Below are 25101 nucleotides of genomic sequence, written 5' to 3' on the forward strand. Positions count from 1 at the left end.
GTGTACTGGAGAAGGTGCGGCATGAGGACACCCCAGTCCCGTGCGCCGCCTGGCTGTCAAAGGGAGCGCCTTGAACGGGGCAGTGTTGCCAGGTGTCGTGACGTACTTCGAGCCGCAACCGGCCGCGGACGAGGTGCCAGTGCGGCTCACGAGCCCGTTCGACTCCGGCCCTCCACATCCCCTCGCACGACGTGCCGCCCTGGAGCTCCAGGAAGGCCTGCGCAGCGGCGGCCTGGTAGCGGACTTCGACCCTCGGGCGCTGGACGCACCAGGGGGTGGAAAGATGTTCGGGGTGCTGGTCGTCGCGACGGGGGACGGCCGTATCGGCTACCTCCGTGGCTTCTCCGGCATGCTCGGAGGACGCTGGCACGTCGAGGGCTTCGCGCCGCCCCTGTTCGACCCGCGCGCGCTCGACGCGTTCTGGCCCGAGGGCCAGGCCGAGCTGCGCGAGCTGGGACTCCAGCATGCCGGACTGCTCGAATCCGATGAGCGCCGGGCCCACGTCGAGCACCAGCGCGCGGAGCGCTCACGGCGGCTGTGGCGGCAGCTCACCGAGACGTATGTCCTTCCGAACGCACGCGGCGAGCGCCAGTCCCTGGCGGCGCTGTTCTCCCCCGAGCCCGCGCCCGGCGGTGCCGGCGACTGCGCCGCCCCCAAGCTGTTCGCCTGGGCCTACCAGCACCGGCTGCGCCCCCTGGCCCTCGCGGAGCTCTGGTGGGGCGCTCCGCCGCTCACGGGGGAGCGACTCGCGGGCCACTACTACCCGGCCTGTCAGAGCAAGTGCGGGCAGGTGCTGCCGTACATGCTCGAAGGCCTCCCGGTGGAGCCACCTCCGGCCCGCGCCTCACAGGAGGCACCCCGCGTCGTGTTCGAGGACCGGTGGCTCGTCGTCGTGGACAAGCCCGCCGGACTTCCTTCGCTTCCCAGCCGCCATGCCCCGCTGCGCGACTCGGTGCTCGTGCGTCTCCAGCAGTCAGCCCCAGGCGCTTCGAAGCTGCACGCCGTGCACACGCTCGACACGGAGGTCTCCGGGCTGCTGCTCCTGGCGAAGGACCTGGACGTCCAGGCGGCGCTCCACCGACTCTTCGCGCGCCGTGAGGCGGACCTCCGTCATGCCGCCTGGGTCGACGGCCCGGTCACCGGCGAGGGCGGCGTCATCGAGCTGCCGCTCCGGTCCGAGGCAGGAGCGCAGCGCGTCGACCCGGCCCACGGCAAGCGGGCCGTGTCCGAGTGGCGCGTCACCCAGCGGACCGGCACGCGCACCCGCGTCTCACTCCTGCCGCGCACCCGGCACCCCTACCAGCTCCGCGCCCACGCCGCGCACCCGCTCGGGATGGGTGCCCCCATCGTCGGAGACACCCTGTACGGAGCTCGTGAGGACACCCGGCTGATGCTCCACGCCGAGGCGCTGACGCTCGTTCATCCGCGCACGGGCGAGCGCATCCACCAGGAGAGCTTCCCGCCGTTCTGACCCATTCGGAACGCGACCGGGCCTTGCATGCGCCAGCACGGACGGTCAGGGTTCCTCATGCAGCTCCGCTGTCCGCCTCACGCCGCCTTCGCCTGAGCCCCCCGCCACCAGCACCTTGCCGGAGGGCAGCAACGTGGCGGAGTGTTCGCAGCGGGCCGTGGCGAGGCTGCTGGCAGAGGCCCAGGTCCCCGTCTCAGGGTCATAGACCTCCGCCGTCGCGAGGCACCCGAGCCAGTGGGTGCCGTTACGGCCGCCCGTCACCAGCACCTTGCCGGAAGCAAGCAGCGTGGCCGTGTGGTCCGTGCGCTCCGTGGCGAGGCTGCCGGTGGCAGACCAGGCCCCCGTCTCAGGGTCATACACCTCCGCCGTCTCGAGGTACCGGGTGTAGTCAGGAGGCGAAGACCCGTGTCGGTAGCGGGTATAGCCGCCCGTCACCAGCACCTTGCCCGAGGGCAGCAACGTAGCGGTGTGCTCGACACGCGGGGTGGAGGGACTGTTGATCGAAGACCAGGCCCCCGTCTCAGGGTCATACACCTCCGCCGTCCAGAGAATGGGCCTGGGGGCGTCGCCGCCGGGGTACGGTCCGAAGCCACCCGTCACCAGCACCTTGCCCGAGCGCAGCAACGTGGCGATGTGCTCGGAACGGGCCGCGCCGAGGCTTCCGGTGAAGGACCAGGTGCCCGTCGCCGGGTCATACACCTCGGCGGTATCGGTGGGGTTCGGGCCGGAGGGCAGCGGGCCTCCGCTGACCAGCACCTTGCCCGAGCGGAGCAGCGTCGCCACGTGCCCGGAACGACGGGGAGCGTTGGGACCGCTAGCGGAAGCCCAGGTATTCGTCGCCGGGTCGTACACCTCCACCTCTTCAATCCCTGGCTCACCGCCCACCACCAACACCTTGCCGGAAGGCAGCGGCGTGGCCGTCGGGTCCCACCGCGCCATCGCGAGGCTGGCAGCGGAAGCCCAGGTGCCCGTCTCCGGGTCGTACAACTCGGTCTCCGCCGAGGGGCCCACCACCAGCACCTTGCCCGAAGGAAGCAGCACGGCCTCGTGCCGTGAGCGTCCGAGGGCCATGCTGCCAGTGGGAGTCCACGTCGGGCAGACGGGAAGGCCCACCGCCGAGAACTCAAAGGCGCTCGACAGGCCCAGGTCATTCGTCACGGTGACCCTGAAAGACGCCGTGACACCCGGGGCCAGGCAGCCAGGTGCAGTCCATTCGGCTTCGCTGGCGAAGGAGAGGGACACGACCTGCAAGGTGCCGACATTCGCGGTCCACTCGAAGCGCAGGCTGCTGCCCTGCGGGTCCTCGGCGAGGACCTGGAAGGTCAGCGTGCCCCCTCCTTCCACAGACACAGAGGAAGGGGGAAGCCGGGTGAAGACCGGTGCACCGGAGTCCCCACCGTCGGGGATGCCGGCATCGGAGCCTGTCCCCGCGTCCTCCCCTGGCTGGGGGTCCTCGGTCTTGAGGCAGCCGGGGAGGAGGGCCAGCAGGCCCATCAGCAGCACGGCACGCAACGACAGCGCTTCTCGCGTCGAGAACATGGACAGTCTGAACATGAATGACTCCACGAAGAGAGGAGCGAAGTGCGAAGGAGCCGCGAACCTTCCGCCGTGCGGACTCAGCCGCGCCGCCGCGCTCGCACCACGGGCCCCGCCAGCAGCAGCAAGCCGAGCGCCGCGAGCGAGCCAGGCGCGGAGGAGCAGCCCTCCGGCGGCGGTGAGGTGCGTTCCCTGCACGTCACTTCCGCGCTGATGGTGACGGGGCTGTCCTGCCCATCCACCCGCACGTGGTACGTGGCCTCCGCGGGACCGCTCGTGGCCTTGTCAGCCATCCCCGCGAAGTTGAAGCGCTCCGAAGCTCCCGGCTGGAGCTCCACGGTACACGCCGTGCCCTGGCACGACTCCGTCACGAGCGGCCAGGCCAACAGCGTCACGGGCCTGCCGCACTGGTTGCTCACCTCGCTGAGCCGCTTGCTCACCTCGCTGAGGCTGCAGCCCACCTCGGCACGGATGAGGAGGCACGAGCTGTAGTCCGAGACGACACGCTGGTTCTCGGAGTCACAGAGACACGGCTCACTCTCCGCCAGGGCCTGACCTCCGGCCAACAACCCCAGCGCTACAGCCACACCCCGGGCCCACACACGATTCCGTCGCATTTCCAGACTCCCCTGCTCCTGGTCACGCCGGCCCTCGCGAGGTGCATCCTGCCCCAGCTCCAGCTGGGACCCCACACTGCATTGTACGATTCACCCCGACGCCGCACGAATGAGTCCCCGCCGAGCCCCAATGTCCATGGCTTCCCTGGTTCCGTTGCTCGCCCTCCTCACGGCACTCCCCGCCCAGGCGAACGAGCAGGCTCCTCCAGCGTCCCAGGCCAGGGAACGCGCACTCCTCGAGGTGCTGCATCCGCCCGCGAAGGGCGCCGAGCTGGAGGAGGGAGAGGTCACACCGGGACGCTTCCTGGTGAAGCTGGATACCGTTGTACTTGATACGCAGCGAGAGGCCGTGCTGGTCGTCACCTCGGGCCAGGCTCCCGGAGAATATGAACCCCTCCGCCCGGGGCTCGAGGCCGAGCTTGCCGTGGTGCGCGGTGTGGGCAAAGCGCTCACGGTGCTCTCACGCGAGCGCGTTCCGACCCCATCGGGGGTAGGCGAGTACCAGGCCTCGGTCTCCACGGCCCTCGACGGAAAGAAGGGGGAGAAGGTCATCCTGGTCGACATCAGCTCGCACAACGATGGCGAGGGCTCGGGGGTGGCGCTCACCTTCTTCCAGTTCCTGGCCGGGACGGGAAAGAAGGACGGGGTGCTCGAGCGCATCATGGAGGACCGGTACACGCCGAGCTCCGGCTCCGGCTATCCGCATGAGCGCGAGGACGCGGCATTCGACACGCAGCCGAGCGTCCACGAAGGCTACTCGGACCTCTCGCTCAGGGTCAGCGGGCACTACTGCGACACCGACGAGGAGTGCAGGAGTGAGAAGCGGGTGGAGCGTATCTGCTGGGAGGGCACCCGCTACTCGCGGAGCGACGACTGCCTCGTGCGCGTCGTGACCACCTCATCCGAGTTGAAGAGCGGCAAGGCCGACGCGCCCACGTATGACTCGGACAACGTGCGCGACGGAGAGGACTCCACCGCCTGGTGCGAGGGCGCGAAGGGAACGGGCCGCGGGGAGTGGCTGAAGTTCACCTTCAACACGCCCGTCACCGTCGGGGAGCTCACGCTCGTGGCCGGCTACAACAAGAGCCCCGAAGTCTGGCGCCGCAACGCGCGCCTCAAGCGGGTGCGCCTGCACTTCTCCGATGGGACCCGCCAGGACGCGGACCTCGACGACAGCGCGTCCCCACAGGACATCCTGCTCGAGACGAAGAGCGCCCTCGAGTCCGTGAAGCTCGAGGTGCTCGCCGTCTACCCGGGCAGCCGCCATGCGGACGCGTGCGTCTCCGAGGTGGACTTCTCCGACGTCCAGGCCGCGCCGCCCTCCCCTGCCCCTTGACCGAGGTTCGGCGCGCTAGAAGATGGTGAGCGTGACGGGGACGCCTTCCGAGTCGCCCCGCGCACCCCAGATGAGCCGCTGGCAGCTCACGTTGTCGGGGCGCCCGTTGCAGTTGGTGAGCCCGGGGTCCACCGCGACGATGGTGTAGATGCGTCCCGAGGACAACGACAGCGTCGAGTTCGCGCCGATGGTGAGCGAGCCCTTGTGGGTCCAGACGCCGGTCGCCGAGTCGTGGACGTATATCTCGACCGGGCGGCCCTGCTGGTGGCGGTTCTGGACCTGGATGGACGCGATGCCCTGGAGCTGCTGGGCGAGCTCCACGCGGTAGTTGACCCGCGTCCCCACCGCCACGCTCGCGCCGGGCGCCGGGTCCTGCGCGATGACGCGGAGCCGGTCGCTCCGGATTTCCCCCGTCGTGTTCGCAATCTGCCCGAGCTGCAGCCGGGCCGCCTGGAGCAGCGGTAGAATCTGGCTGCTCAGCAGCCCCACCAGCCGGGGCACGGTGGTCCTCTCCGGCTCGGGCGCGGGGTCCGGGACCCAGTACTTCCGCAGCACGGCCACGGCGTTGCCTGGCTGGAGCGCGAAGACGACGAGTGAGCCATCGGCATTCAGGGCCACGTCGGGGTCCGACGTCGCCGTGCCGCCGAACAGCGTCCACGACCCCCAGCTGCCGTTGGTCGAGACCTGCGAGCGCTGCCAGAGCTTGCTGTCCGTTCCGCGCGCGACGACGCTCAGCTTCCCGCCGGGCAACAACGCCGCCGATGGCGCGGACGTCCACTGGCCGCCGAGCGACGCCCAGCCCGACCAGTTGCCGTCGGGGCCTTCCTGCCAGCGGTGCCAGATGGCGTTGTCCGTGCCCCGGGCGAAGACGACCAGGCCGCCGGGCGCGTTGAGCGCGCAGCCGGGGTCCGACGTCCACGTCCCACCGAGCGGCCCCCAGTCCGACCAGTCGCCGTTGGGACTGAGCTGCCAGCGGTGCCAGATGGCGTTGTCCGTGCCCCGGGCGAAGACGACCAGCCGTCCCCCCGTCTGGAGGAGGGCGCTCGGCCCGGACGTCCACTGGCCGCCGAGCGACGCCCAGCCGGACCAGTCGCCGTCGGGGCCCTCCTGCCAGCAGTGCCAGATGGCGCCGTCCGTGCCCCGGGCAAAGACGACCAGGCCGCCAGGCGCATTGAGGGCGCAGTCAGGGTCCGACGTCCAGGTGCCACCGAGCGGCCCCCAGTCCGACCAGGCGCCGTTCCGGGTCAGCTGCCAGCGGTGCCACATGGCGTTGTCGGTGCCCCGGTCGAAGACGACCAGCCGTCCCCCCGTCTGGAGCACCGCGCCGGGGCCTGACGTCCAGGTCCCACCCAGTGATTGGGTTTCCAAGCCCCAGCTCATGGCGAAATCCTTTGCAGCAGGGTCAGGGCAAACATGGCAATGTCATCCATCGTGTCAAGACAGCTCTCGGCTGCCCGCGCTCACGGGTATGCGCTGCCAGGCAAGACACGGCCTGGCGCTCCGCTCCCGGGATGGATTGTGGCCTGGACCCTGGCTCGACTCCCGCCACCCCGACTGGGAGGCGGGAGGAGCCCGCCCGCTACTTCGTCCCGAACAGCCGGTCTCCCGCGTCGCCCAGGCCCGGGATGATGTACCCGTGCTCGTCGAGCTTCTCGTCCACCGCGCCGGTGTACACGTGCACGTCCGGGTGGTGCTCGCGCAGGTTCATCAGCCCCTCCGGACACGCCAGCAGGCACACGAGCCGCAGCGAGCCGGGCTTGTTGCGCTTCAGCCGCTGCAGCGCCGCCACCGCCGAGTTGCCCGTGGCCAGCATCGGGTCACACACCACCACGTCGCGGTCCGCCAGCTGGCCCGGCACCCGGTAGTAGTACTCCACCGGCGACAGCGTCTCCGGGTCCCGGTACAGGCCGATGTGCCCCACGCGCGCGGACGGCACCAGCTGCAGCATCCCGTCCAGGATGCCCTGCCCCGCGCGCATGATGGCCACCAGCACCAGCTTCTTCCCGTCCAGCACCGGCGCCGACATCTTCGCCATCGGCGTCTGGATTTCCTCGTCGCGCACCTTCAGGTCCCGCAGCGCCTCGTACGCCAGCAGCAGCGAGATTTCCTGGAGCAGCGCGCGGAAGGACGCAGTGCTCGTCTCCGCCCGGCGCATCAGCGTGAGCTTGTGCTTCACCAGCGGATGGTCCACCACCGTGCAGTTCGGAAACTCCATTGCGTCCTCCCTCTGTCAGCGACTCTCAGAACACCGTGCCGTCACTGCTCACGCGGATGGGAGGCACGCCCCCGGGGCGCAGCTCGGCCGCCACCTTCCGGCCCGCCGTCCACGTCCCGCCCTGGAGCACCTTGCCCAGCGGCAGCTCCTCCGCGTTCATCCCCAGCCGGCCCCGCACCAGCGCCCCCACCCTGTCCAGCAGCGCCACCGTCAGCGCGCGCCACTCCACAATCGGCTCGTCGCCCGGGTGCAGCGCCACCGTCGTCAGCGTCGGCTCCCGGGGCACCAGCACGCCCAGGTCCACGAAGAGGCCGCCGTTGCGGTACTCCGGCAGCCCCGTGAGGCCGTCCAGCTCCGTCACCACCACGCCGGCCTCCGCCAGCGGCTCCACCAGCGAGTACGTCAGCCACTGGGACAGCTTGTGGAAGGGCACCAGCGCGTCCACGCTCTCCACCGGCCCCAGCGCCGAGTGCGGCCACACGTCACCCAGGTTGACGGCGTCCACCATGACGCGGCCCGGCCAGATGGGGCCCAGCATCTCCAGCACCAGCCCCAGCAGCTCCGCGGCCCGCACGCTGCGCCGCTGCGCGGTGATGATGTCGAACAGCGCGCCCGGCCGGGGCAGCACCTTCGCCAGCCCGTGCATCAGGTGCAGCCGCCCCTCCAGCCCGTCCAGCGGGTTGGAGTCCGACACCTGCATCCCCTGCGCGAGCGCCTCGCGAGTCAGCCGCCCCAGCGCCTCCGCGTCCGCGCGCAGCGGCCGGTCCGGGTCCGACGAGAAGAGCCCGTCCATGAACATGCGGAAGCTGGCCACCGCCAGCCCTTCCGAGCGCGCCCACGTGCCGCCGCCGCGCTCGCGGTAGCGCCACTTGGGCCCGCTGCCCGCGTCCAGCAGCACGCTCACCACCACCAGGTCCAGCTTCGCCCGCGCGCGCTCGTGCGCCGTCGCGTCCTTCAGCCGGTCGTCCAGTTCCTCCAGCCGCGCCACGCCGCCCGCGTCGAAGTGCCGCCAGCGGCTGTGCAGCGGCACGTCCAGCGTGGGGTACGCCTCGCGCGTCACCTCCAGCACCGTGTCCACCACCGCCGGCAGCCGCGACGGCTCCACCCGGAAGTGGGCCAGCCGTCCCGCGAGGCCCAGGTCCAACAGCTGGTGGCAGCGCTCGCGGATGGCGGCCGGCGTGCGCAGCCAGGCCACCGCGGGAGACACGTCGGACCTCGCCAGCGGCTTGTCAGACATCGAGGCCCCGTCCCTTCACCTGGGCCAGCGTGGCCGCGTCCGCCACCGGCCCCTTCGTGAAGTAGCCCGCCGCCTTCTTCGCCTCCATCTCCACCTTGGCGTCGGCGGGGATGAGGTCCTCCGGAATCGGCACGCGCTCCAGGATTTCGATGCCCGAGCGCGTAATCGCGTCGTGCTTCATGTCGCTCATGGACACGAAGCGGTGGATGCGGGTGATGCCCAGCCAGTGGAGCACGTCCGGCATCAGCTCCTGGAAGCGCATGTCCTGCACGCCGGCCACGCACTCGGTGCGCTGGAAGTAGGTGGCCGCAGAGTCGCCGCCCTCCTGCCGCTTGCGCGCGTTGTACACGAGGAACTTCGTCACCTCGCCCAGCGCGCGGCCCTCCTTGCGCAGGTAGACGATGAGGCCCGAGCCGCCCTTCTGCGCGCTGCGCACGCACTCTTCGATGCCGTGCGCCAGGTAAGGCCGGCACGTGCAGATGTCGCTGCCGAACACGTCCGAGCCATTGCACTCGTCATGCACGCGAACGGCCAGCGGGACGTCCCGGTCCGCCAGCGAGGCGATTTCGCCAAAGGCATACAGCGTGAGCCCGCCGATGGGCGGCAGGAAGATGTGCAGGTCCGGGCGCGTAATCAGCTCCGGGAACATGCCGCCCGTCTGCTCGAAGAGGCCGCGGCGCAGCGCGCTCTCCGTCAGCCCGAAGCGCCTGGCGATGCCCGGCAGGTACCACACCGGGTCCACCGCGGCCTTCGTCACCTTGATGTCGCCGTTGGCCGCGAGCAGGTCGCCATCCGGCGTCAGGCGCCCGGCGACGATGGCGTCGCGCACCTCCGGCAGGTTGATGTGGGCCTTGGTGACGGCGATGGTCGGCCGGAAGTCGATGTCCTGCTCGGAGTACGCGCGGAAGACCTGCGGCGCAATCGCGCCCCACGGGTCCAGCGAGACGATGCGCTCCGGGTCGTTCCAGGACGGGTACGGCCCCACCTGCGCGGCGGGCGAGGTGTTCTTCAGGTCCGCGCGGTGGTCCTGCGGCAGCTGGCCGGCGGCCACGGCGAGCGCGCGGTAGACGGCATACGCGCCGGCGTGCGTGCCGATGACGTTGCGGTGCGCGGGCTCGGTGAGGGTGGCCACCACGGGGCCGCGACGAAGGGGCTCGGCGTCGCCCCAGCGGATGGGGACACGGGGCGTGTCTCCATCGGGGTGCGAGGTGAGGCGGATGTGGTTGACGGGCTTCTTGTCTGCCATGGGAGCGCCCTCCTTGCGGGCGCGGTGCGGAGCTCGAGCGCGAGGTGGGAAGGAGGCTTCAGCTCATCCACGAGCCGTCGGTGCGGGCCGACCACTTGCGGGTGACCTTCTTCACCTGCGTCCAGAAGTCGAGGCTGGACGGGCCGGTGATGTCGCCGTGGCCGAAGCGCGAGTCACCGGTGCCCCCGAAGGAGAACGGCTCGCGCGGTACGGGGACGCCCACGTTGACGCCCACCATGCCGGCGCGCGCGTTCTCCACCACCGTCTGCGCCACCGCGCCATTGGTCGTGAAGATGGAGGCCGCGTTGCCGTAGGGCGACGCGTTCTCGATTTCCAGCGCCGCGGACAGCGTGGGCACGCGGATGATGGAGAGCACGGGGCCGAACAGCTCGCGCTTCGCGGCCTCCATGTCCGGGCGCACGCCGTCCAGCAGCGTGGGGCCCAGCCAGTTGCCTCCCGCCCAGGCCTCGCCGGTGGGGCGACGGCCGCGCCCGTCGAGCAGCAGCTTCGCGCCCTCTTCCGTCGCGCGGGCAATGGCCGTCTCCAGCCGGTCCACCGCGCCCCGGTCGATGAGGGCGCCCATGCCGGGGCCGACCTCCATGCGGGACGCGCGGCGGACGATGTCCTGGATGAGCGGCTCCACGTCGCCGACGGCCAGCAGCACGCTGGCGGCCATGCAGCGCTGGCCCGCGCACCCGGTGAACGAGTCCACCACGGCCTGCGGGGTGAGCTCGGGGTCCGCGTCGGGGACGACGATGACGTGATTCTTGGCGCTGCCCAGCGCGAGCACGCGCTTGCCGCGCTTGCAGCCCTCCGCGTACAGGTGCCGCGCGACGGCGGACGAGCCCACGAAGCCGATGGCCTGCACGTCCGGGTGGGCCACCAGCGCGTCCACGGCCTCCTTGCCGCCGTGCACGACGGAGAAGACGCCGGGTGGGTAGCCCGCCTCGCACATCAGCTCGCCGAGCGCGCACGCCGTGAGGGGCACCTTTTCGGAGGGCTTGAGGATGAAGGCGTTGCCCAGCGTGACGGCGATGGGGAACATCCACATCGGCACCATCGCCGGGAAGTTGAAGGGGGTGATGCCCGCGACGATGCCCAGCGGCTCGCGGCGGAACTCACAGGTGACGCCGCGGCTGACCTCCATGTGGCCGCCGGTGTCGAGGTTCTGCAGCGACAGGGCGAAGTCCGTCACCTCCATGCCCTTGAGGAGCCCGGCGCGGGCCTCGCCCACCGTCTTGCCGGCCTCGCTGGCGGCGAGGTGGGCGAGCCGGTCCAGGTGCTGCTCCAGCAGCTGGCGGAAGCGCAGCAGGTGCTGGGTGCGCTCTCGCAGCGCGGTGTTGCGCCAGAGGGCCGCGGCGGGACGCGCGGCCTCCACGGCCTGGGAGACTCCCGCGGCGGGCGTTAGAGGAACCCGGCCGATGACGGTGCCGGTGTAGGGGCTTTTTACGTCGAGCAGGCTCGCGCCCGAAGGCACGAGCCACTCACCGCCCACCAGGTTGCGACAGGAGACAACACTCTCAGGAAGCTTGATGAAGGACACGCGCACCCCCCAGGTGGCTGCGTGAGGCAGTGCGCCCCATCATAAGCGCGAGCGTGGATGACCCGGCAACCCGGGCCAGAGCAGCGCTGTCGTGGACCGGGCCGAAACTCGCGCCTTCAGCCAGGGCGAGTGCTGGATAGGCGACCAATGCGGGGCGTCATGTCTCACAGATGGCCGGATTCCGAGGGGATGCGACGGGACGCGGAGCGTCATCTCGCGAGCAGGCGGGCGAGTGCTGGTGGGCCGGCTCCCCGGACGTGCGAGATCATTTCCGCTGAGGCGGGCGGGTCGGAAGCGACGCCCCGAGGCCTCAGGCGCGAGCGTCCTGGCCCAGGTGCGCGAGGAGCCGAGAGAGCGTCGCGGTGTCGTCGGCGTCCGGCTGGAGGCCTGCGGCCCGGGCCTCGGCGTACAGCGCGAGCGCGTACTGGAAGCGGGCGGCGGCGGTGGCCGGGTCCCCCTGGGCGAGGAGGTTCTCCCCGTCCTCCGCCACGAGGCGGGCGAGGACCTTCACCCGCGTGGGGTCTCCGAGCAGCCGCGCCGTGGAAGCGGGGTCCGCGAGGAGCAGGGCGCCGTACTCCATGCCGAGCGAGGAGAGCGCGGTGTCATGGATGAGCTGCTGGGCCTCGGCATGGCGCTGCTCCCGGCGGGCCTGGACGATGCGGGCCAGCGCGGCGACGAACTGCTCGATGAGCCGCTCGATGTAGTCCTTGCGGATGGACATGGCGTGTGAAGGCTAATGGCGGTGCGGGGTCGGTGCACGCCCGCTGGCGGAGTGATGCGAACCCCCTTCCTCCATTGGCCCTCCGACGCGGTAACGTAGCGGCCTCCACGATACTGGCAGGCGGGAACGGTCCATGAGTCAGAGCGGCAGCAGTGCAGAGGGAGCGCGTGTGCGGTGGCTGGTGGCGGGAGCCTTCTCTCCGTCTCCCTCCGGCCGGCGCTTCCACGTCACCTCCGAGTCCTTCGCCTCCGAGCTCGCGCGCGCCGCCACCGGCCTGCGCGTCACCGTGCCGGACCGGCTGGGCGCCAGTGACACGCGCACCGTGGAGCTGTCGTTCGACCGGCTCCGCGCCTTCGGCCTCGCGGACCTCGTCACCACCGTCCCAGAGCTGCGCGCGCTCCACGCCCTGCACGAGGAGCTGTCCCGCTCGGACCCGCTCCGCGCGCTGTCCGCCGAGGAGGCCGCCACCCGCGTGGCCACCATCACTGGGCCAGGCCGCCTCCCCGACGCGGTGGCCGAGGCGCTGCGCGCCACCGTGACGCCCCTGCCCGTCGCGCCCCCGCCGCCCTCCGAGCCCTCCGAGCCCGGGAAGGGGGACGACCTGGTGGAGTCCCTGCTCAACCGCGCCGACCCGAGCTCGCCCGCCGCGGCGTCGCGCGCGGTGGACGCCTTCCTGCGAGCCATCAACCCGAAGGTCCCCGCGTCGTCCTCCGGCTCGGCGTCGAAGCCCGTCTCCGCGAGCAAGACGGCCCGGGACCTCGTGGAGGAGGCGATGCTGAGCACGGCGAAGGACCTCCTCGCCGCGGAGCCCGTCGCGCAGCTGGAGTCCGCGTGGCGCGGCCTGAAGTGGCTGGTGGACCAGAACCCCAAGGGCTCGGGGCTCGCGGTGGAGGTGCTCGACGTGGCCCGCCCCTGGCTCATGGACGCGCTCCAGGCCGAGCTCGCGGCCGAGCCGTTCGAGCGGCCGGATGCCGTGTTCGTGGTGGACGCCACGGATGACGTCGGGCTGCTCGGCAAGCTCGCGGCGCTGGGTGAGCGCGCACAGGTGCCGGTGGTGGCGGCGGTGTCGCCGTCACTGCTGGGCGTGGCGCCGGGCGAGCTGTCCCTGGCGCTGGAGGAGGAGCGCGACAACGTCTCCGACGCGTGGAAGGAGCTGCGACAGGACGAGTCGGCGCGCTGGCTGTGCGCGGTGCTCAACCGCGTGGTGGCGACGAGCGAGGGCCGTGGCCAGGGGAAGCGCACGTGCTTCACCAGCCCCGCGTTCGCGGTGGCGACGATGATGGTGTCGAGCTTCCGCGACACGGGCGCCTTCGCGCGCATCATGGGGCAGCCTGGCGGCGTGCGTGCTCCGTCGATGTGGGAGCTGCCGGCGGGCCGGGACAAGGGGCTGTCGATTCCCACCGAGCACTTCCTCCCCATCCGCGCGCAGGCGCGTCTGGAGGAGCGGGGCATCATGGGACTGGGCAGCGGGCGCAACACGGACGCGGTGCTGCTGGCCGCGGCGCCCACGGTGTACGGCGGAGGCTATGCGGTGCCGCTGCCGGCGCAGTTGCTGACGGGCCGAATCGTCCGCTTCGCCACCTGGGTGAGGGACCAGCTCCCGGCCGGCTCGGGCGGCGAGGAGGTCTCCGCCATCTTCACCCAGGCCGCCGAGGTGTTCCTCTTCCGGGGCGCCACGGAGAACGGGCAGCTCCGCGCCGAGGTCGTCTCCACCGAGAATGGCCGGGGCGTCGCCGTCAGCGCCACGGTGCGTCCGGAGCACGCCGGCACGCGCTTCCAGCTCGGCTTCGTGCTGCCGCTGCGCGACTGAGCCAGGGCAGGGACGTACCCCCTCGGTGCTTCGTTGGCCGGAAGGAACGCTCCTTCCACGAGGCGAAGAGGCTCGGCGAGCCGAGGGATGAACCGACAACGTTCATGTTGGTGACGTCAAGACCCCAAACCCCCTGCCTCCGGGCGCGCGGGCGCTTCGCAGAACAAGGGGGTGGGGGGCGGCGTCGTGGTGTTGTCAGCTGGGGCTACGGGGGGAAGCGGGCGGAGCAAACGGGGTCGATCGGCACCGCGAAAATCTCACCGGCGATTCTGAGGACGGCGAGCACCGCCGTGCAGGCGCTCCCCTATTGCGAATGTAGACCCGAATGGAGATGCGGCGAGCCCTAGCAGCGCGTCTCATGCGTGCCGAGGTGGTCTTGAGGGATGCACAGAGGGCCTTGTTGGCTCCGAGGGAGTACAGGCTCCGATACTTCGTTGCACGGGAGGAACACGCGGCTACGAAACGCCAGTGCATGTAGCCGGTCGTTCGTCCCTGATTCGCTAGGAAACCAAGCTCCTTGAGGCCCCCAATTGAAACGAAACCCAGCTTGGAGGGCCTGTCACAATACGCCTGTGAGTTCCTCTAACTAACCGCCGCAGCCCAGCTCTGACCGTTGAACCGACGTCCGAGCATCCAAGGATCTGGCAGTTCAGCGGGAACGGAGCGCTCGCGGAGGAATCGTTTCCGACGAGGGGTCGCCAAGTCTTGTGGCCGAGCCCCTGCCATAAATGCTGTGACGACTTCGTGGAAGACAGTGCGGACTCGCGTCTGCATCGGTACCAGAAAGGAGCGCGGTACCTCGACTTCCTGCGGTTCCGTCACGAATAGAGCCGCCCTGTTTTCCTCAGCAAGATTCTTTAGGGCCTCAAGTGGCCGCTGTGTACCGCGCGCGGCCCGCTCGAAGGCACGGGCGATGTATCCTGGGCGTTCGAGGAGCAGGCGACGATAAGTGGGGCCTAGTGCGGTACGCTCCCTTTGAGAGAATTGCTCCGGGTCGCGAGTCCACAACACAAGGAACCGCGTCTTCCCGTTCCGAGATTCAAACCCCATGGCAAGGCCCAATGGGATTCGGTCCTCGGACGGACGGGTGGGATCTCGTCGGAACTCGATAAGGGCTACCCACATGTTTCCGGCTCTCCAGCCCATGCTAGCTCCCCAAAGAACTTAACCAACGACGCCCGCAGAGTCGACTGCCTCTCCACCAGTCCGCTCTGTATCCCGTGCTTCTGACTAGCTGACAGAAACTCATCGGGAATCCGACCCACAATCTCACCAATCTTCGAGCGAGGCAGGCGCTCGATTGCTTCAATCGTAGTTTTGAGTACGTGAACGTCCAGTTGGCTAGCGTCCGGGTAGGCGAGCACAGGAGCTACGGCGCTGGGATCCGCGCCAGCAGAGAGCCCGAACATAAGTGACCCCGCGAAATCAATGTACGCGACCCGGACTAGGCTCGGGTCCTCCTCTTCCTTGAAAATGAGGTTACCCGGGTTCTTGCGGTCGGTGTTGCCGACCCAAGAGTCGAAGGCCACGAGTGCCGATCCTGGTTCAAGGAAGTGTGGGAGAAGATGCTCCACAGAGGCGGGGTCATCTTCGACAGCTCCCCAGGGAACGATGGGGCCATCAAAAGGAAAGAGGGAGACAGAAAGCGTTTTTATAGGGAGATCCAGCTTCTTGGATGCCCTCCACAGGATTGCAGGTGGAACCGGCAGATCCAACTCGTAGGCGAGATCAGCGCAGATCTTCTCTATGGCGGCGCGGGGCCACGTCTCTGGGGGAGGCTTGGTCTCCCTCGGCTTGGCGACCCCGGCAAGGTCGCCGCTACGGACGTAGAACGGCTTGGACTCGCCAAGTGGAGCCTCCGCCGTGTGCTTCCAAGCGCGCTCCAGAATGGCCGTCTGCGCCCATTCGTTCGCGACCGTCTCAACCCCTGCTGGGAACTTACGCAGCCCCAAACCCCGTGCCCCCCGCGAATACCGCGCTCTCGGAAGTTCCAGATATGCTGCACGCGACCGGATGCCCCAACGCGGACGCAAAGGTGCTTGCGCGTCGTGTGGAAGTCAACAGCCTGAAGTTGCCTCGGTTCCGCAGCTTCTTCGGCCACACTGGGCTATCCCCGTATGTCAGAAGGTGTCGCTTCGGCTGACGTGCCGAACTGCCCACCCCTCGAGGGCAGGCCCAGCCACGGATTCCTTTCAGGGACGCCTCGCGAGGAAGCCGGCGCGAGCAGCGACCCCATGCCGCTTCCGGTAGTCGCGCGGCGACACACCGAATACGCGCGTGAAGCTCGCCGTGAAGTGCGACAGGTCCCCGAAGCCCGCGTCCATCGCCACCTCTGTGATGGGCTCGCGCCGTGTCCGCAGCGCCATTGCCGCCATCCGCAGCCGGGTGGCGATGACGAACTGCCGCGGCGTCTGTCCCGTCATCGCCCGGAAGAGCCGCAGGAAGTGGAAGCTGCTCAGCCCCGCGAGCGCCGCCAGCGCGTCGAGCGAGCAGTCCTCCGCGCCATGGGCCTCCACGTACCGCAGCGTCCGGGTGATTCGCCGGGCCTGCCGTGAGGACAGCTCGGCTCCGGCAACCGCACCACCACGGTCCGCCGCCAGTGCGACTTCCGCGACCGTCAGCGCGGCCTCGCGCAGCGCGTCCGGCTCGCCACCACGCAGCGCCTCCTGCGCGAGGACCACGGCCTCCGCCGAGGCCGGCGACGCGGGAATGCAGACTCCCTCGAAAGCCCGCGCTCCGGTCAGCCGCATCCCGAGCGAGCGCCCCATGTCCTCCAGCAGCGCCTCCCCATAGTCGAAGACGATGGAGCGGTCTCCGCCCGCGTCGACGTGCCGATACTCGTACGGCGCCGACGCGTTGCCGAGCAGCAGCGCGCCCGGCCCCACCACCCGCGCACCCTGCCGAGACCGGGCATGGAAGGCACCGGCCAGCATCACGCTGATGTGGGCACGCGGGTGCTCTCCCTCGGAGAGCGGGCTGCGAGCGTCCGCGCAACACACGCAGTCCCCCGCGCCAAATGACGCGTCCTCCGCGAGCACGTAGTAGCCGCTCGGCCTGTCGGGGAGACCTGGCCGCGACGCCGCAACATTCCCAAAGTTTCGCGCCACGGCCCGATGCTACTGCCACGAGCCACTGCACCGGAAAGCCAGAGGCCCGAAGCATGCTCGACCTGCCTGAAGCCACCACCGCCCATTCGACTCCGTCGTGGCTCGTCCTGTTACTGCTCACAGTAATCGCCAGCTGTCGCGCGCCCACGCCGCAGCTCACACCGGCGAAGCAACCCGGCGCCCCGGAGCTGTATGGCGTGGGCCTCTTCACCACAGGCGCCTGGGACTTCTTCCTGGCCTTCTCCTCCGACCAGCGGCGCGTGCTCTTCGGCCGCGCCGATGACGCCTTCGAGCGCTACGAGCTGTTCGAGACCCGGCTCGGCGAGGACGGGACGTGGTCCCAGCCCATCAAGCCACGCTTCGCGACCCAGTGGAGCAACGCGGACCCACACATCTCCCCGGACGGGCGCACCGTGTTCTTCATCTCCAACCGCCCACATCATCCCGGAGAGACGGAGCCACGCGCGAGCTACGACATCTGGTCCGCTTCTCTGCAACCCGACGGCGAATGGGGCGAAGCCACGCGCCTCCCCGCTCCGGTGAATGACGCGAGCCTCGACGAGTGGTCCCCTGCCGTGGCCGCCAATGGAAACCTCTACTTCGGCGGCGAGCGCGCCGGCACCCGGGGCGGCAGCGACCTGTGGGTCTCCCGCCTCGTGGACGGCGTGTACCAGCCTCCGGAGAACCTGGGCGACGCCATCAACACGAGCGCGCACGAGCTGGAGCCCTGGATTGCGCCGGACGAGCGCTACCTCCTCTTCAGCGCCCTGCGCCGCCCCGATGGCCTCGGCGGGTATGACCTGTACCTCAGCCGCAGGCTCCCTGACGGACGCTGGGAGCAGGCACAACGGCTCGCAGAGGGCATCAACTCGCGAGCCAGCGACTACAACCACAGCGTCACGCCGGACGGGAAGTGGCTCTACTTCAGCAGCACCCGCCCCTTCACCGGCACACCGCCCCTCCAGGGCATCGGCAGCGGCACGGGCGACATCTACCGCGTGCCCATGAGCGTGCTCGGCCTGTGAGCCCCGGCGTCAGCCCTTGAGGCGCAGCACGTACGCCTCGAGGAAGACGCTCGGCAGCGACATGTCTCCCACCGGCTCGCGCACGTAGCCGCGCTTCATGTACATGCGCGCCACGCCCTCCGCGCCCTTGCGGACGTGGAGGCACACGGCGTCCATGTTCCACTTGCGCGCCAGGGCCTCGGCCGCGTCCAGCAGCGGCTTGCCCAGGCCCGAGCCGTGGTGGCGCACCGACGTGGCGAGACCGCGCAGGTCCGCCGAGTTCGGCAGCCACGCCTCGGAGCCCTCCGCGCCCGGAGGGAGGAGGGCCACCGTGCCCACCACCTCGCCGTCCACCTCCGCCACCAGCACCGTGGCCACCTTGCGGCGCGCGGCCACGTCACGCAGCTCCGCCTTGCGCTGCTCGGTGTAGACGACCTCGGGGAGCTTCTTCGCGTACTGGGTGATGAAGGCCTCGACGAGCAGCTCTCCCACCACCGCGTCATCCTCGGGCCGCGCCTCGCGGACGAGGGCCCGGTCCGCCACGTTCCTGCTGTCCATGCCCCCGCGCTCTAGCATGGTGCCGCGACGCGTGCCGCTCCCAAGAGGGGCCGCTCAGAGGTAGTCGCCGATAATCCAAGGAAGCTGCTCGCCCAGCTTCTGCAAGAGCCCGCGCCGCCTCCACCCCTCCCAGTGGATTTCGCGCGAGCGGACCAGGTCCTTCTCGAAGGCCCCGGCCAGCCGCGCGGCCAGCTCCGCGTCCTCCACCACCACCGAGCACTCGTCCGACGTGCTCAGCGCCAGCGGGTCCATGTTGGTGGAGCCGATGACGGACAGCGAGTCGTCCACGAGCATCGTCTTGGCGTGCATCATGGACAGCTCGTACTCCCAGATGCGCACGCCGCCCTCGAGCAGCCGCTCGTAGGAGGCGCGCTGCGCCGCGTGGACCGGGGCGATGTCGTGGTGCCGCCCGGGCACGAGCACGCGCACGTCCACGCCCTGCTTCACCTTCTCGATGAGCATGTCGCTGATGGCGTCGGAGGGGATGAAGTACGAGTTGGCAATCCACAGCCGCTGCCTCGCCGCGGCGATGGTGAGCAGCGTCATCCGCCGGGCATCGGAGAGGTAGCGGCTGTTGGTGCTGGCGACGAAGCCGGCGCGCGCGTCGCCGGAGTACCGGGGCGCCGGGAAGTCCTCGGGCCGGAGGAAGTCGCCGCCGGACTCCTGCCAGTTCTGGGCGAAGGCCACCTGCATCTCGCGCACGGCGGGGCCCTCGACGCGGACGTTCATGTCGCGCCAGAAGTCCGGGCCCTCGGCGTCGCCGAGCCAGCTCTTCCAGATACCCCAGCCCCCGGTGAGGCCCACCTCGCCGTCGCGCACCACCAGCTTGCGGTGCATGCGCGTCTTGATGCGCTGGGCATCCAGCGCGGCGAAGGCCCCCTGGATGGGGCGGTAGACGCGCGTCTCACAGCCGGCCTCGGTCAGGGCGGGCGCCACTGCCTCGAAGTTGATGCTGCCCAGCGGGTCCACCAGGATGCGGCAGGTGACGCCGGGCTGGCGTTGCTGGAGCGCGCGCACCATCCGGTCCGACGGCTCGCCCGGCCGCCAGATGTAGCTGGCGATGTGGATGCTGGTGCGCGCGGCGAGGACCTCCTCCTCGATGGCGTCGAAGATGCGGCCGTTCTCCACCAGCTCCACGCGGTGGCCGGGCTCGAGTGACACGCCGAGCGACTGGAAGAACGCGAGCGAGCGCGTCTCCGGCCCGCCCCCGGGCAGCGAGCGCAGGCGCAGGTCATGCCGGTGGTTGGGAGCAGGGCACCCGGTGACCAGCACTGCGGCGAACGCGAACCAGGCCAGCTTCACCGCCGGAAGCTAAGCGCTCAGCGCCGCAGACGCACCTGTCCGCGGGCAGGGTCCGAACGGTTGTGGCGTCCGGCTGCGAACAGATGGACGCGGGGACACTGTGTGCTGGACGTCCCGGAGCCCGGGGAAGGGTGGAAGCACGCCCGGGGAGTGCACACCGTTCCCCGCCACCGTGCTCCAGGCCGGAGGACGTGCGGCCCGTGTGTGCCTATGTTCCTGCCCTGCTCCGTCTCTCGCGCCTCCGTCACCGTGTCCGTGCTGCTGCTGGCGTACCTGCTGGCGCCTGCGGCGCATGCGGCCTCGGATGCGCCGCTGAGACAAGCGCCTGGGGCCGCGCCGGCAGCTCACGCGGCCCCCGCAGCCGCTGGTGACGACAGGTCGGAAGACTGGGCGCCCACGGACAGTGGCGCTCACGACACGGCGGACGGCCCCGCCGCCTCGGGCAGCGGAGGCATGCGGCCGCCGGGAATGAGTGGGCCCAGGCGTCCGGAGGACGAGGAGCGTCCCCTCTCCGCGGGCCTCTGGGCGGCGCACGGAGGGATGACCCTCCTTCCGCTCGCAGGTGTCTGGGGTGCGACGCGCGTGGGCGGGGACACGCGGCTGGCGGCCACGGCGTCGGAGACGGCGTCGGGGATGCTGCTGGGCTCGCTGACCATCGGGCTGCTCTTCTTCCGGCCGGTGGCGCCCAGTCCGGAGCGCTGGCTGGAGCTGGAGGTGGTTGCCTTCGGCGGTGGCCTCGTGCTGACACCACCGCTGGCCGCGCTCGGCACGTGGGGCGTGGGCGAGCTCGCATTCGGAGGAAGCAGGAACCGTGGTGACGCGTACCTCGGCGCGCTCGGCGGCGCCGCGACGGGCGCGCTGCTCGGCGTCGTTGCACACGCGGTGCTGACGAAGCTCTCCGGACCGAATGCCCGCTTGAGGGCCGGGCGTGAGCTCATCGCGCTGGGCTTCATCGGCGCCGGTGCGACGCTCGGCTACCAGTGGGCCGGTGGAGGACGGCGCGCGGACGAACACGCGCGATAGTTACACGCACGCCGCATGAAGCGCGCCGTGTCGCGCACACGCCGCGCGTGTGGCTTGCGCTGCATGCGCAGGCTTCCGATGGCGCTGCACTGGAATGCGCAGAGACACAGCGCCTGTTGCCATCCGGTGACGCCAGCATGAGACTTCGCGTCGCAGTACGGACACCGCAACAGGAGACACACCATGTCTGCTCGCAAGAACCTCCGTATCGCCGTGGTCCTCACCGCCGCTGCCGCCGTGCTCGGCCTCGGCGTTGCCATGACGCCCGCCTCGGCCTCGGCCGAGTGCCAGCCGCCCTGCTACAAGCACCCCATCACCGGGGAGATCATCTGCGGCACCCCGTGTCCGTAGTCACACCGCACACGGCTTGAAGCACCGGGGCCTCATCCGCGTCACGCGGGTGGGGCCCCTCGCATGAGCGCCACGTGCGCATCGTCGGCATGACACCGGGCCAGTACGCCCGAGTCAGCTCCTGACGGTGGCGGTTCCGCTCACGGTCCTGGCATCGTCGGCGTGCTTCCGTCGTGAATCACTCCTCCGTCCAGCCATGCTCGGGGGATGTCCGGTGCCGGCTCGCCCCAGGTGGCTCCCACTGGCGACACGGGACCTGGCTCACCTGCATCGATTGATGCTCCTGCGTCGGGAACCTCCGTCGCGCTCTGGGGCTCGCCATCGAAGCGGCGCCTCAGGATGCGGCCGTCGAGGCTGATGGCGTATTCAACTCCCGAATCCAATGGGAGCACCTTGAGGTCGCAAGCTGCGGGGTCCATGTCGATGCGGACGAAGATGATGTCTGCCTCGCGAATGACCCGGTAACGGTGCGCGGCTTGCCGCTCCCAGCAAGCACCGCTCCGGGAGGGCACGGGCAGGAAGTCGTCAGCAGCAACGCGGAGGGCCTGGAATGTCACGCCATCCAGGTCATGGATGATGCCCGACGCACCGACCCTCTGCGCGGGCTGCGAGAAGAACTTCGGGAAGACGATGGACGGGTCCTCATCCAACGGACTCATGCGAGGCGCCGCATGCTTCGGACACCCAGAAGCCACAACGGCCAGCGTGAGGAGCAAACACCTCACGGGGAACCTCCGAAGCAGGGAGCCCGGGTCTCCTCGATGGAGAAGTCGGTTCCGTCACCGTTCCACGTTACGCGCCCAGTCTGCTCACAACGCCACCGACCTCGCGTCTGGGTCCAGTTCATGATCTGCCCGGTCACGGGGACATATTGGTGGAATCCATCGCAGGTCGAATTCGACACGTCGTGGGAGTAGAACGCAACGACGGCGAGCCGGACAACGCCTTCACGTGTCCGGGTCTCGAAGCCATGCATGCTCCCCTTGTCGACGATGACGCGAATATCGCTCTTGGAGAGCATGCTTCCGTGGGGGTGGTTATGGAGGGCGAAGATGTACTTGATGCTGCTGGCAGGATGGCGTGGGTCCTCCACCTCGGAAGGCAGCACGCAGTTCTTGCTCCGGTTCAGCGGGTCGACCATCGACTGGTCCGTCAGCTTGCTCACCAGGTACTGGTCGTCCGGCGTGTAATACACCCATGCGCAGTATTCGCTGGAGGTCCGCCAGAATGTACCGGACTCCTGTTGCCCCTGACGTCCCGCGCTCGCGTGAGGCTTCTCGAGAATCTTCTTGCAGGCAGCGAGCAGCGCGGCTGAGTAGCTCTCGAAGGGCCCGAGCATCGGCCCCGGTAGCTTCTCCAGGAAGGGCTGACCCGGCCCGGGCCTTACGACGTCAGGGTCCACTGCGCGGGGTGATACACAACCCAACGCAACCCCGAGCGCAAGCTGACAGGAGCGCCGCCATCCTGAACGCATGACGTCAGTCTAGCAGACGGCAGTGCCTTGGTCCCGCGCCCTACTCCGTCCGCATCGCCTCCACGGGGTCGAGCTTCGCCGCGCGCGCGGCCGGGTAGATGCCGAAGCCCAGCCCCACCCCGCAGCTCATCCCCAGCGACAGCAGCACCGCCCACATCGGCACCTCCGTGGGCAGCCCCAGCACCCAGCGCGCCAGGTGCGCCAGCCCCACGCCCAGCGCCACGCCCAGCACGCCGCCCGTCAGCGACAGCACCACCGCCTCCGTCGCGAACTGCGCCAGGATGCGCCGCTTCTTCGCCCCCAGCGCCTTGCGGATGCCTATCTCCCGCGTCCGCTCCGTCACCGCCACCAGCATGATGTTCAGGATGCCGATGCCGCCCACCAGGAGCGACAGCAGGCACACCCCGAAGCTCGCCACCGAGATGACCTGGGAGATGTTGTTGAACATCTCCGTGGCGCTCTCGTTGGAGAACACGAAGAAGTCGTCCTCCTCCGTCGGCTTCAGCCCATGCCGCCGCCGCATGAGCAGCGTCACCTCGTCCTGCGCGCGCTGCACCAGCTCCGCCGAGTGCGCCTGGATGCTCACCCGGTAGTCCCGCACCCCGAAGAGCTGCTTGAACACCGACAGCGGCATCATCACGTTGTTGTCCTGGCCGCCACCGCCGAGGAAGCCGCCCTTGCGCTTCAGCGTCCCCACCACCAGGAAGCTGCGCCCCTGGATGCGCACCGTCTGGCCCAGCGCCTCCACCCCTGGAAACAGCGTGTCCGCCAGATCCGCGCCAATCACCGCCACGCGCCGGCCGTCCAGGTACTCCGTGTCCGTGAAGGCCCGCCCCGCCGACAGCATCACCGAGTTCGTCTGGAAGTACTCCGGCGTCCCCGCCCAGATGCTCACGCTCGAGCGCGACTCGCGCTGCGCCGTGGACACCTTCTGTCCCCCCTTCGAGTCCTCCGCCGCCGCCGTCAGCACCGACGGCTGCTGGCGGATGGCCTCCAAATCTCCCTCGTTCAGCCGAGGCCGCTTCGCCAGCTGCGCCGGCGTCAGCTCGCCGCCGAAGGGCAGCCGCTGCACCTGGAAGCAGTTGGTGCCCAGCTCGGACAGGCTCTCGTTCACCTGGTTGCGCAGCCCCTGGATGAGCCCCATCATCGCCACCACCGTGGTGGCGCCGATGACGATGCCCAGCAACGTCAGGAAGGAGCGCAGCGGATTCGAGACGAACGTCCCGAACGCCAGCCGCAGGGTGTCCCAGAGTGCATTCATCGCCGCCCGCTCCCGTCACTCATGGCGGAGCGCTTCCACCGGGTCCAGGTTCGCCGCCCGCGCCGCCGGCCAGATGCCGAACAGCAGCCCCACCATCGCCGCGAAGCCCACGCCGCCCACCACCGTCAGCGGCTCCACCGCGGCCGCCAGCGGCGTAATCAGCGATATCGTCCGCGCCAGCCCCAGCCCCACCAGCGTGCCCATGGCCCCGCCCAGCGCGGACACGCACGAGGCCTCCATCAGGAACTGCAGGATGATGGTGCGCTTGCGAGCCCCCAGCGCGCGCCGTACGCCAATCTCCCGCGTCCGCTCGCGCACCGACACCAGCATGATGTTCATGATGCCGATGCCACCCACCAGCAGCGTAATCAGGCCCACGCCCGTGGCCGCGCCGTAGAGCGCGCCCGTGAGCTGGGCGTACATGTTGGCGAGCTGCTCGGGGCGGTTGATGGCGAAGTCGTCCGGAGTCCCGGGCGGCGTGCTGCGCTCCCGGCGCAGCACCGCCGTCAGCGCGTCCTGCACGTCGAGCACGTGCTCCGGCGACGTCACCGCCACCGCGATGTTGGGCGAGTGCCGGTTGCCGTAGTGCGACAGGAAGGTGCGGAAGGGGATGGCCACCACCAGGTCCTGGTTCTCTCCGAGGATGGTGCCCTTGGCCTCCAGCGTCCCCACCACGCGAAAGGGCTTGCCCTCCAGGTAGATGCGGTGCCCCAGCGGGTTGAGGCCGGGAAAGAGCGTGCGGGACAGCTCCGCGCCGATGACCGCCACCGCCGCGCGGTGGTCCACGTCCGCCTGGGTGAGGAAGCGGCCGCTCTCCAGGACGAAGGAGGACACCGTGGAGTACTCGGCCGAGGTGCCCACCAGCGTCACCGCGTTGATTCTCCGGTCCAGGAAGCGCCCCTCCACCCGCTCGAAGAACACCGGCGCCGCGGCCAGCACGTGCTCGGACGCGTTCATGATGGGCTCCACCAGGTCCGCGGACAGATTCTTGCGGTTGCGGTACGCCCACCAGTCCCCGTTCATCGTCCACGGGAACTTGGAGATTTGAATGGTGTTGGCGCCAATCTGGTTGAGCTGCTCCTCGAAGGAGCGGTTGATGCCCTGGATGATGCCGACGATGGCCAGCAGGGTGCACACCCCCACGCCGATGCCCACCGTCGTCAGTACGGTCCGCAGACGGTTGGAACGGAGTGAGAGCAGCGCGATGCGCGCGCCCTCCCACACATCGACCCGGAAGCTCACGTGATGACCTCTCCGCCCGGCGCTGGCGGGCACCCTGGCTACGCGCC

The 25101-nt window shown here is 69.8% G+C and carries 22 protein-coding genes; 6 read left to right on the forward strand and 16 right to left on the reverse strand.

The genetic code is table 11. The annotated features are described in order from the left end of the window. The first annotated feature begins 82 nt into the window (after positions 1–82). Positions 83–1471, forward strand: coding sequence for an RluA family pseudouridine synthase (locus LXT23_RS06390; RefSeq protein WP_323378796.1), 1389 nt, complete (start codon positions 83–85; stop codon positions 1469–1471). Positions 1472–1516: 45 nt separating this feature from the next. Here LXT23_RS06390 and LXT23_RS06395 read toward each other — a convergent pair whose 3' ends face one another. Both LXT23_RS06395 and LXT23_RS06400 read right to left on the reverse strand, forming a co-directional pair. Continuing rightward, positions 1517–3025: a Kelch repeat-containing protein gene (locus LXT23_RS06395; RefSeq protein ID WP_253979164.1), complete on the reverse strand. Its 1509-nt coding sequence runs from the start codon at positions 3023–3025 to the stop codon at positions 1517–1519. Positions 3026–3087: 62 nt separating this feature from the next. Further along, on the reverse strand, positions 3088–3624 hold the full coding sequence (locus tag LXT23_RS06400; protein WP_253979165.1) for an MXAN_0125 family MYXO-CTERM protein: 537 nt from the start codon (positions 3622–3624) through the stop codon (positions 3088–3090). 136 nt (positions 3625–3760) lie between these two features. Between LXT23_RS06400 and LXT23_RS06405 the strand changes: the two genes are divergently transcribed. Beyond that, positions 3761–4960, forward strand: coding sequence for a discoidin domain-containing protein (locus LXT23_RS06405; RefSeq protein WP_253979166.1), 1200 nt, complete (start codon positions 3761–3763; stop codon positions 4958–4960). Positions 4961–4975: 15 nt separating this feature from the next. Here LXT23_RS06405 and LXT23_RS06410 read toward each other — a convergent pair whose 3' ends face one another. The 6 genes from LXT23_RS06410 to LXT23_RS06435 form a co-directional block, all read right to left on the reverse strand. After that, a complete protein-coding gene (locus tag LXT23_RS06410) occupies positions 4976–6340 on the reverse strand; it encodes a PASTA domain-containing protein (protein ID WP_253979167.1) in 1365 nt (454 codons plus the stop codon). Between the two features lie 199 nt (positions 6341–6539). After that, complete coding sequence (upp, locus tag LXT23_RS06415) at positions 6540–7175, reverse strand: uracil phosphoribosyltransferase (RefSeq protein WP_253979168.1); 636 nt, start codon at positions 7173–7175, stop codon at positions 6540–6542. A gap of 25 nt (positions 7176–7200) precedes the next feature. Next, a complete protein-coding gene (locus tag LXT23_RS06420; protein ID WP_253979169.1) occupies positions 7201–8412 on the reverse strand; it encodes a URC4/urg3 family protein in 1212 nt (403 codons plus the stop codon). Further along, positions 8405–9658, reverse strand: a complete 1254-nt coding sequence (locus LXT23_RS06425; RefSeq protein ID WP_253979170.1) for a GTP cyclohydrolase II — start codon at positions 9656–9658, stop codon at positions 8405–8407. Before LXT23_RS06425 ends, LXT23_RS06420 begins: the two co-directional genes overlap by 8 nt. Before the next feature lie 58 nt (positions 9659–9716). Then, a complete protein-coding gene (locus tag LXT23_RS06430; RefSeq protein ID WP_253979171.1) occupies positions 9717–11201 on the reverse strand; it encodes a CoA-acylating methylmalonate-semialdehyde dehydrogenase in 1485 nt (494 codons plus the stop codon). Positions 11202–11511: 310 nt separating this feature from the next. Continuing rightward, positions 11512–11922: a hypothetical protein gene (locus LXT23_RS06435; RefSeq protein ID WP_253979172.1), complete on the reverse strand. Its 411-nt coding sequence runs from the start codon at positions 11920–11922 to the stop codon at positions 11512–11514. A gap of 133 nt (positions 11923–12055) precedes the next feature. Here LXT23_RS06435 and LXT23_RS06440 point away from each other — a divergent pair, with 133 nt between their 5' ends. Beyond that, positions 12056–13732: a type VI secretion system contractile sheath domain-containing protein gene (locus LXT23_RS06440; protein ID WP_253979173.1), complete on the forward strand. Its 1677-nt coding sequence runs from the start codon at positions 12056–12058 to the stop codon at positions 13730–13732. Between the two features lie 1115 nt (positions 13733–14847). On the opposite strand, the gene LXT23_RS06445 is transcribed toward LXT23_RS06440, so the two are convergent. Further along, a complete protein-coding gene (locus tag LXT23_RS06445; RefSeq protein ID WP_253979174.1) occupies positions 14848–15684 on the reverse strand; it encodes a hypothetical protein in 837 nt (278 codons plus the stop codon). A 240-nt stretch (positions 15685–15924) separates the two neighbouring features. Further along, positions 15925–16839: a helix-turn-helix transcriptional regulator gene (locus tag LXT23_RS50300; protein WP_253979175.1), complete on the reverse strand. Its 915-nt coding sequence runs from the start codon at positions 16837–16839 to the stop codon at positions 15925–15927. 53 nt (positions 16840–16892) lie between these two features. On the opposite strand from LXT23_RS50300, the gene LXT23_RS06455 reads away from it, so the two are divergent. Then, on the forward strand, positions 16893–17864 hold the full coding sequence (locus LXT23_RS06455; RefSeq protein WP_253979176.1) for a Xaa-Pro aminopeptidase: 972 nt from the start codon (positions 16893–16895) through the stop codon (positions 17862–17864). Positions 17865–17873: 9 nt separating this feature from the next. Here the strand turns inward: LXT23_RS06455 and LXT23_RS06460 are convergent, their stop codons facing one another. Both LXT23_RS06460 and LXT23_RS06465 read right to left on the reverse strand, forming a co-directional pair. After that, the gene (locus tag LXT23_RS06460; protein ID WP_253979177.1) at positions 17874–18401 is read right to left on the reverse strand and encodes a GNAT family N-acetyltransferase; all 528 of its coding nucleotides are present in this window, start codon (positions 18399–18401) and stop codon (positions 17874–17876) included. Positions 18402–18455: 54 nt separating this feature from the next. Then, positions 18456–19703, reverse strand: coding sequence for a phospholipase D-like domain-containing protein (locus LXT23_RS06465; protein ID WP_253979178.1), 1248 nt, complete (start codon positions 19701–19703; stop codon positions 18456–18458). 210 nt (positions 19704–19913) lie between these two features. Between LXT23_RS06465 and LXT23_RS06470 the strand changes: the two genes are divergently transcribed. Then, on the forward strand, positions 19914–20726 hold the full coding sequence (locus LXT23_RS06470) for a hypothetical protein (protein WP_253979540.1): 813 nt from the start codon (positions 19914–19916) through the stop codon (positions 20724–20726). Positions 20727–20909: 183 nt separating this feature from the next. Next, positions 20910–21077 (forward strand): hypothetical protein, encoded by a 168-nt coding sequence (locus tag LXT23_RS06475; protein WP_253979179.1) that lies wholly within the window; start codon positions 20910–20912, stop codon positions 21075–21077. Positions 21078–21217: 140 nt separating this feature from the next. On the opposite strand, the gene LXT23_RS06480 is transcribed toward LXT23_RS06475, so the two are convergent. The 4 genes from LXT23_RS06480 to LXT23_RS06495 all read right to left on the reverse strand — a co-directional run bounded on the left by LXT23_RS06480 (position 21218) and on the right by LXT23_RS06495 (position 25054). Continuing rightward, the gene (locus LXT23_RS06480) at positions 21218–21736 is read right to left on the reverse strand and encodes a hypothetical protein (RefSeq protein ID WP_253979180.1); all 519 of its coding nucleotides are present in this window, start codon (positions 21734–21736) and stop codon (positions 21218–21220) included. A gap of 62 nt (positions 21737–21798) precedes the next feature. Then, positions 21799–22416 carry a hypothetical protein gene (locus tag LXT23_RS06485; RefSeq protein WP_253979181.1) on the reverse strand — a complete coding sequence of 206 codons (618 nt, stop codon included), beginning with the start codon at positions 22414–22416 and terminating at the stop codon, positions 21799–21801. 175 nt (positions 22417–22591) lie between these two features. After that, positions 22592–23812 carry an ABC transporter permease gene (locus LXT23_RS06490; RefSeq protein WP_253979182.1) on the reverse strand — a complete coding sequence of 407 codons (1221 nt, stop codon included), beginning with the start codon at positions 23810–23812 and terminating at the stop codon, positions 22592–22594. Positions 23813–23827: 15 nt separating this feature from the next. After that, positions 23828–25054, reverse strand: a complete 1227-nt coding sequence (locus LXT23_RS06495) for an ABC transporter permease (RefSeq protein ID WP_253979183.1) — start codon at positions 25052–25054, stop codon at positions 23828–23830. Positions 25055–25101: the final 47 nt, after the last annotated feature.

Source organism: Pyxidicoccus xibeiensis, from assembly GCF_024198175.1.
Taxonomy (GTDB): domain Bacteria; phylum Myxococcota; class Myxococcia; order Myxococcales; family Myxococcaceae; genus Myxococcus; species Myxococcus xibeiensis.

What these genes read in the sequence shown, in the direction of transcription:
- LXT23_RS06435 (WP_253979172.1), bottom strand. Translation starts at nt 11,922, where the DNA reads ATGTCCATCCGCAAGGACTACATCGAGCGGCTCATCGAGCAGTTCGTC.
- LXT23_RS06440 (WP_253979173.1), top strand. Translation starts at nt 12,056, where the DNA reads ATGAGTCAGAGCGGCAGCAGTGCAGAGGGAGCGCGTGTGCGGTGGCTG.
- LXT23_RS06425 (WP_253979170.1), bottom strand. Translation starts at nt 9,658, where the DNA reads ATGGCAGACAAGAAGCCCGTCAACCACATCCGCCTCACCTCGCACCCC.
- LXT23_RS06420 (WP_253979169.1), bottom strand. Translation starts at nt 8,412, where the DNA reads ATGTCTGACAAGCCGCTGGCGAGGTCCGACGTGTCTCCCGCGGTGGCC.
- LXT23_RS06455 (WP_253979176.1), top strand. Translation starts at nt 16,893, where the DNA reads ATGCTCGACCTGCCTGAAGCCACCACCGCCCATTCGACTCCGTCGTGG.
- upp (WP_253979168.1), bottom strand. Translation starts at nt 7,175, where the DNA reads ATGGAGTTTCCGAACTGCACGGTGGTGGACCATCCGCTGGTGAAGCAC.
- LXT23_RS06410 (WP_253979167.1), bottom strand. Translation starts at nt 6,340, where the DNA reads ATGAGCTGGGGCTTGGAAACCCAATCACTGGGTGGGACCTGGACGTCA.
- LXT23_RS06405 (WP_253979166.1), top strand. Translation starts at nt 3,761, where the DNA reads ATGGCTTCCCTGGTTCCGTTGCTCGCCCTCCTCACGGCACTCCCCGCC.
- LXT23_RS06475 (WP_253979179.1), top strand. Translation starts at nt 20,910, where the DNA reads ATGTCTGCTCGCAAGAACCTCCGTATCGCCGTGGTCCTCACCGCCGCT.
- LXT23_RS06480 (WP_253979180.1), bottom strand. Translation starts at nt 21,736, where the DNA reads ATGAGTCCGTTGGATGAGGACCCGTCCATCGTCTTCCCGAAGTTCTTC.
- LXT23_RS06470 (WP_253979540.1), top strand. Translation starts at nt 19,914, where the DNA reads ATGTTCCTGCCCTGCTCCGTCTCTCGCGCCTCCGTCACCGTGTCCGTG.
- LXT23_RS06460 (WP_253979177.1), bottom strand. Translation starts at nt 18,401, where the DNA reads ATGGACAGCAGGAACGTGGCGGACCGGGCCCTCGTCCGCGAGGCGCGG.
- LXT23_RS06490 (WP_253979182.1), bottom strand. Translation starts at nt 23,812, where the DNA reads ATGAATGCACTCTGGGACACCCTGCGGCTGGCGTTCGGGACGTTCGTC.
- LXT23_RS06485 (WP_253979181.1), bottom strand. Translation starts at nt 22,416, where the DNA reads ATGCTCGGGCCCTTCGAGAGCTACTCAGCCGCGCTGCTCGCTGCCTGC.
- LXT23_RS06400 (WP_253979165.1), bottom strand. Translation starts at nt 3,624, where the DNA reads ATGCGACGGAATCGTGTGTGGGCCCGGGGTGTGGCTGTAGCGCTGGGG.
- LXT23_RS06395 (WP_253979164.1), bottom strand. Translation starts at nt 3,025, where the DNA reads ATGTTCAGACTGTCCATGTTCTCGACGCGAGAAGCGCTGTCGTTGCGT.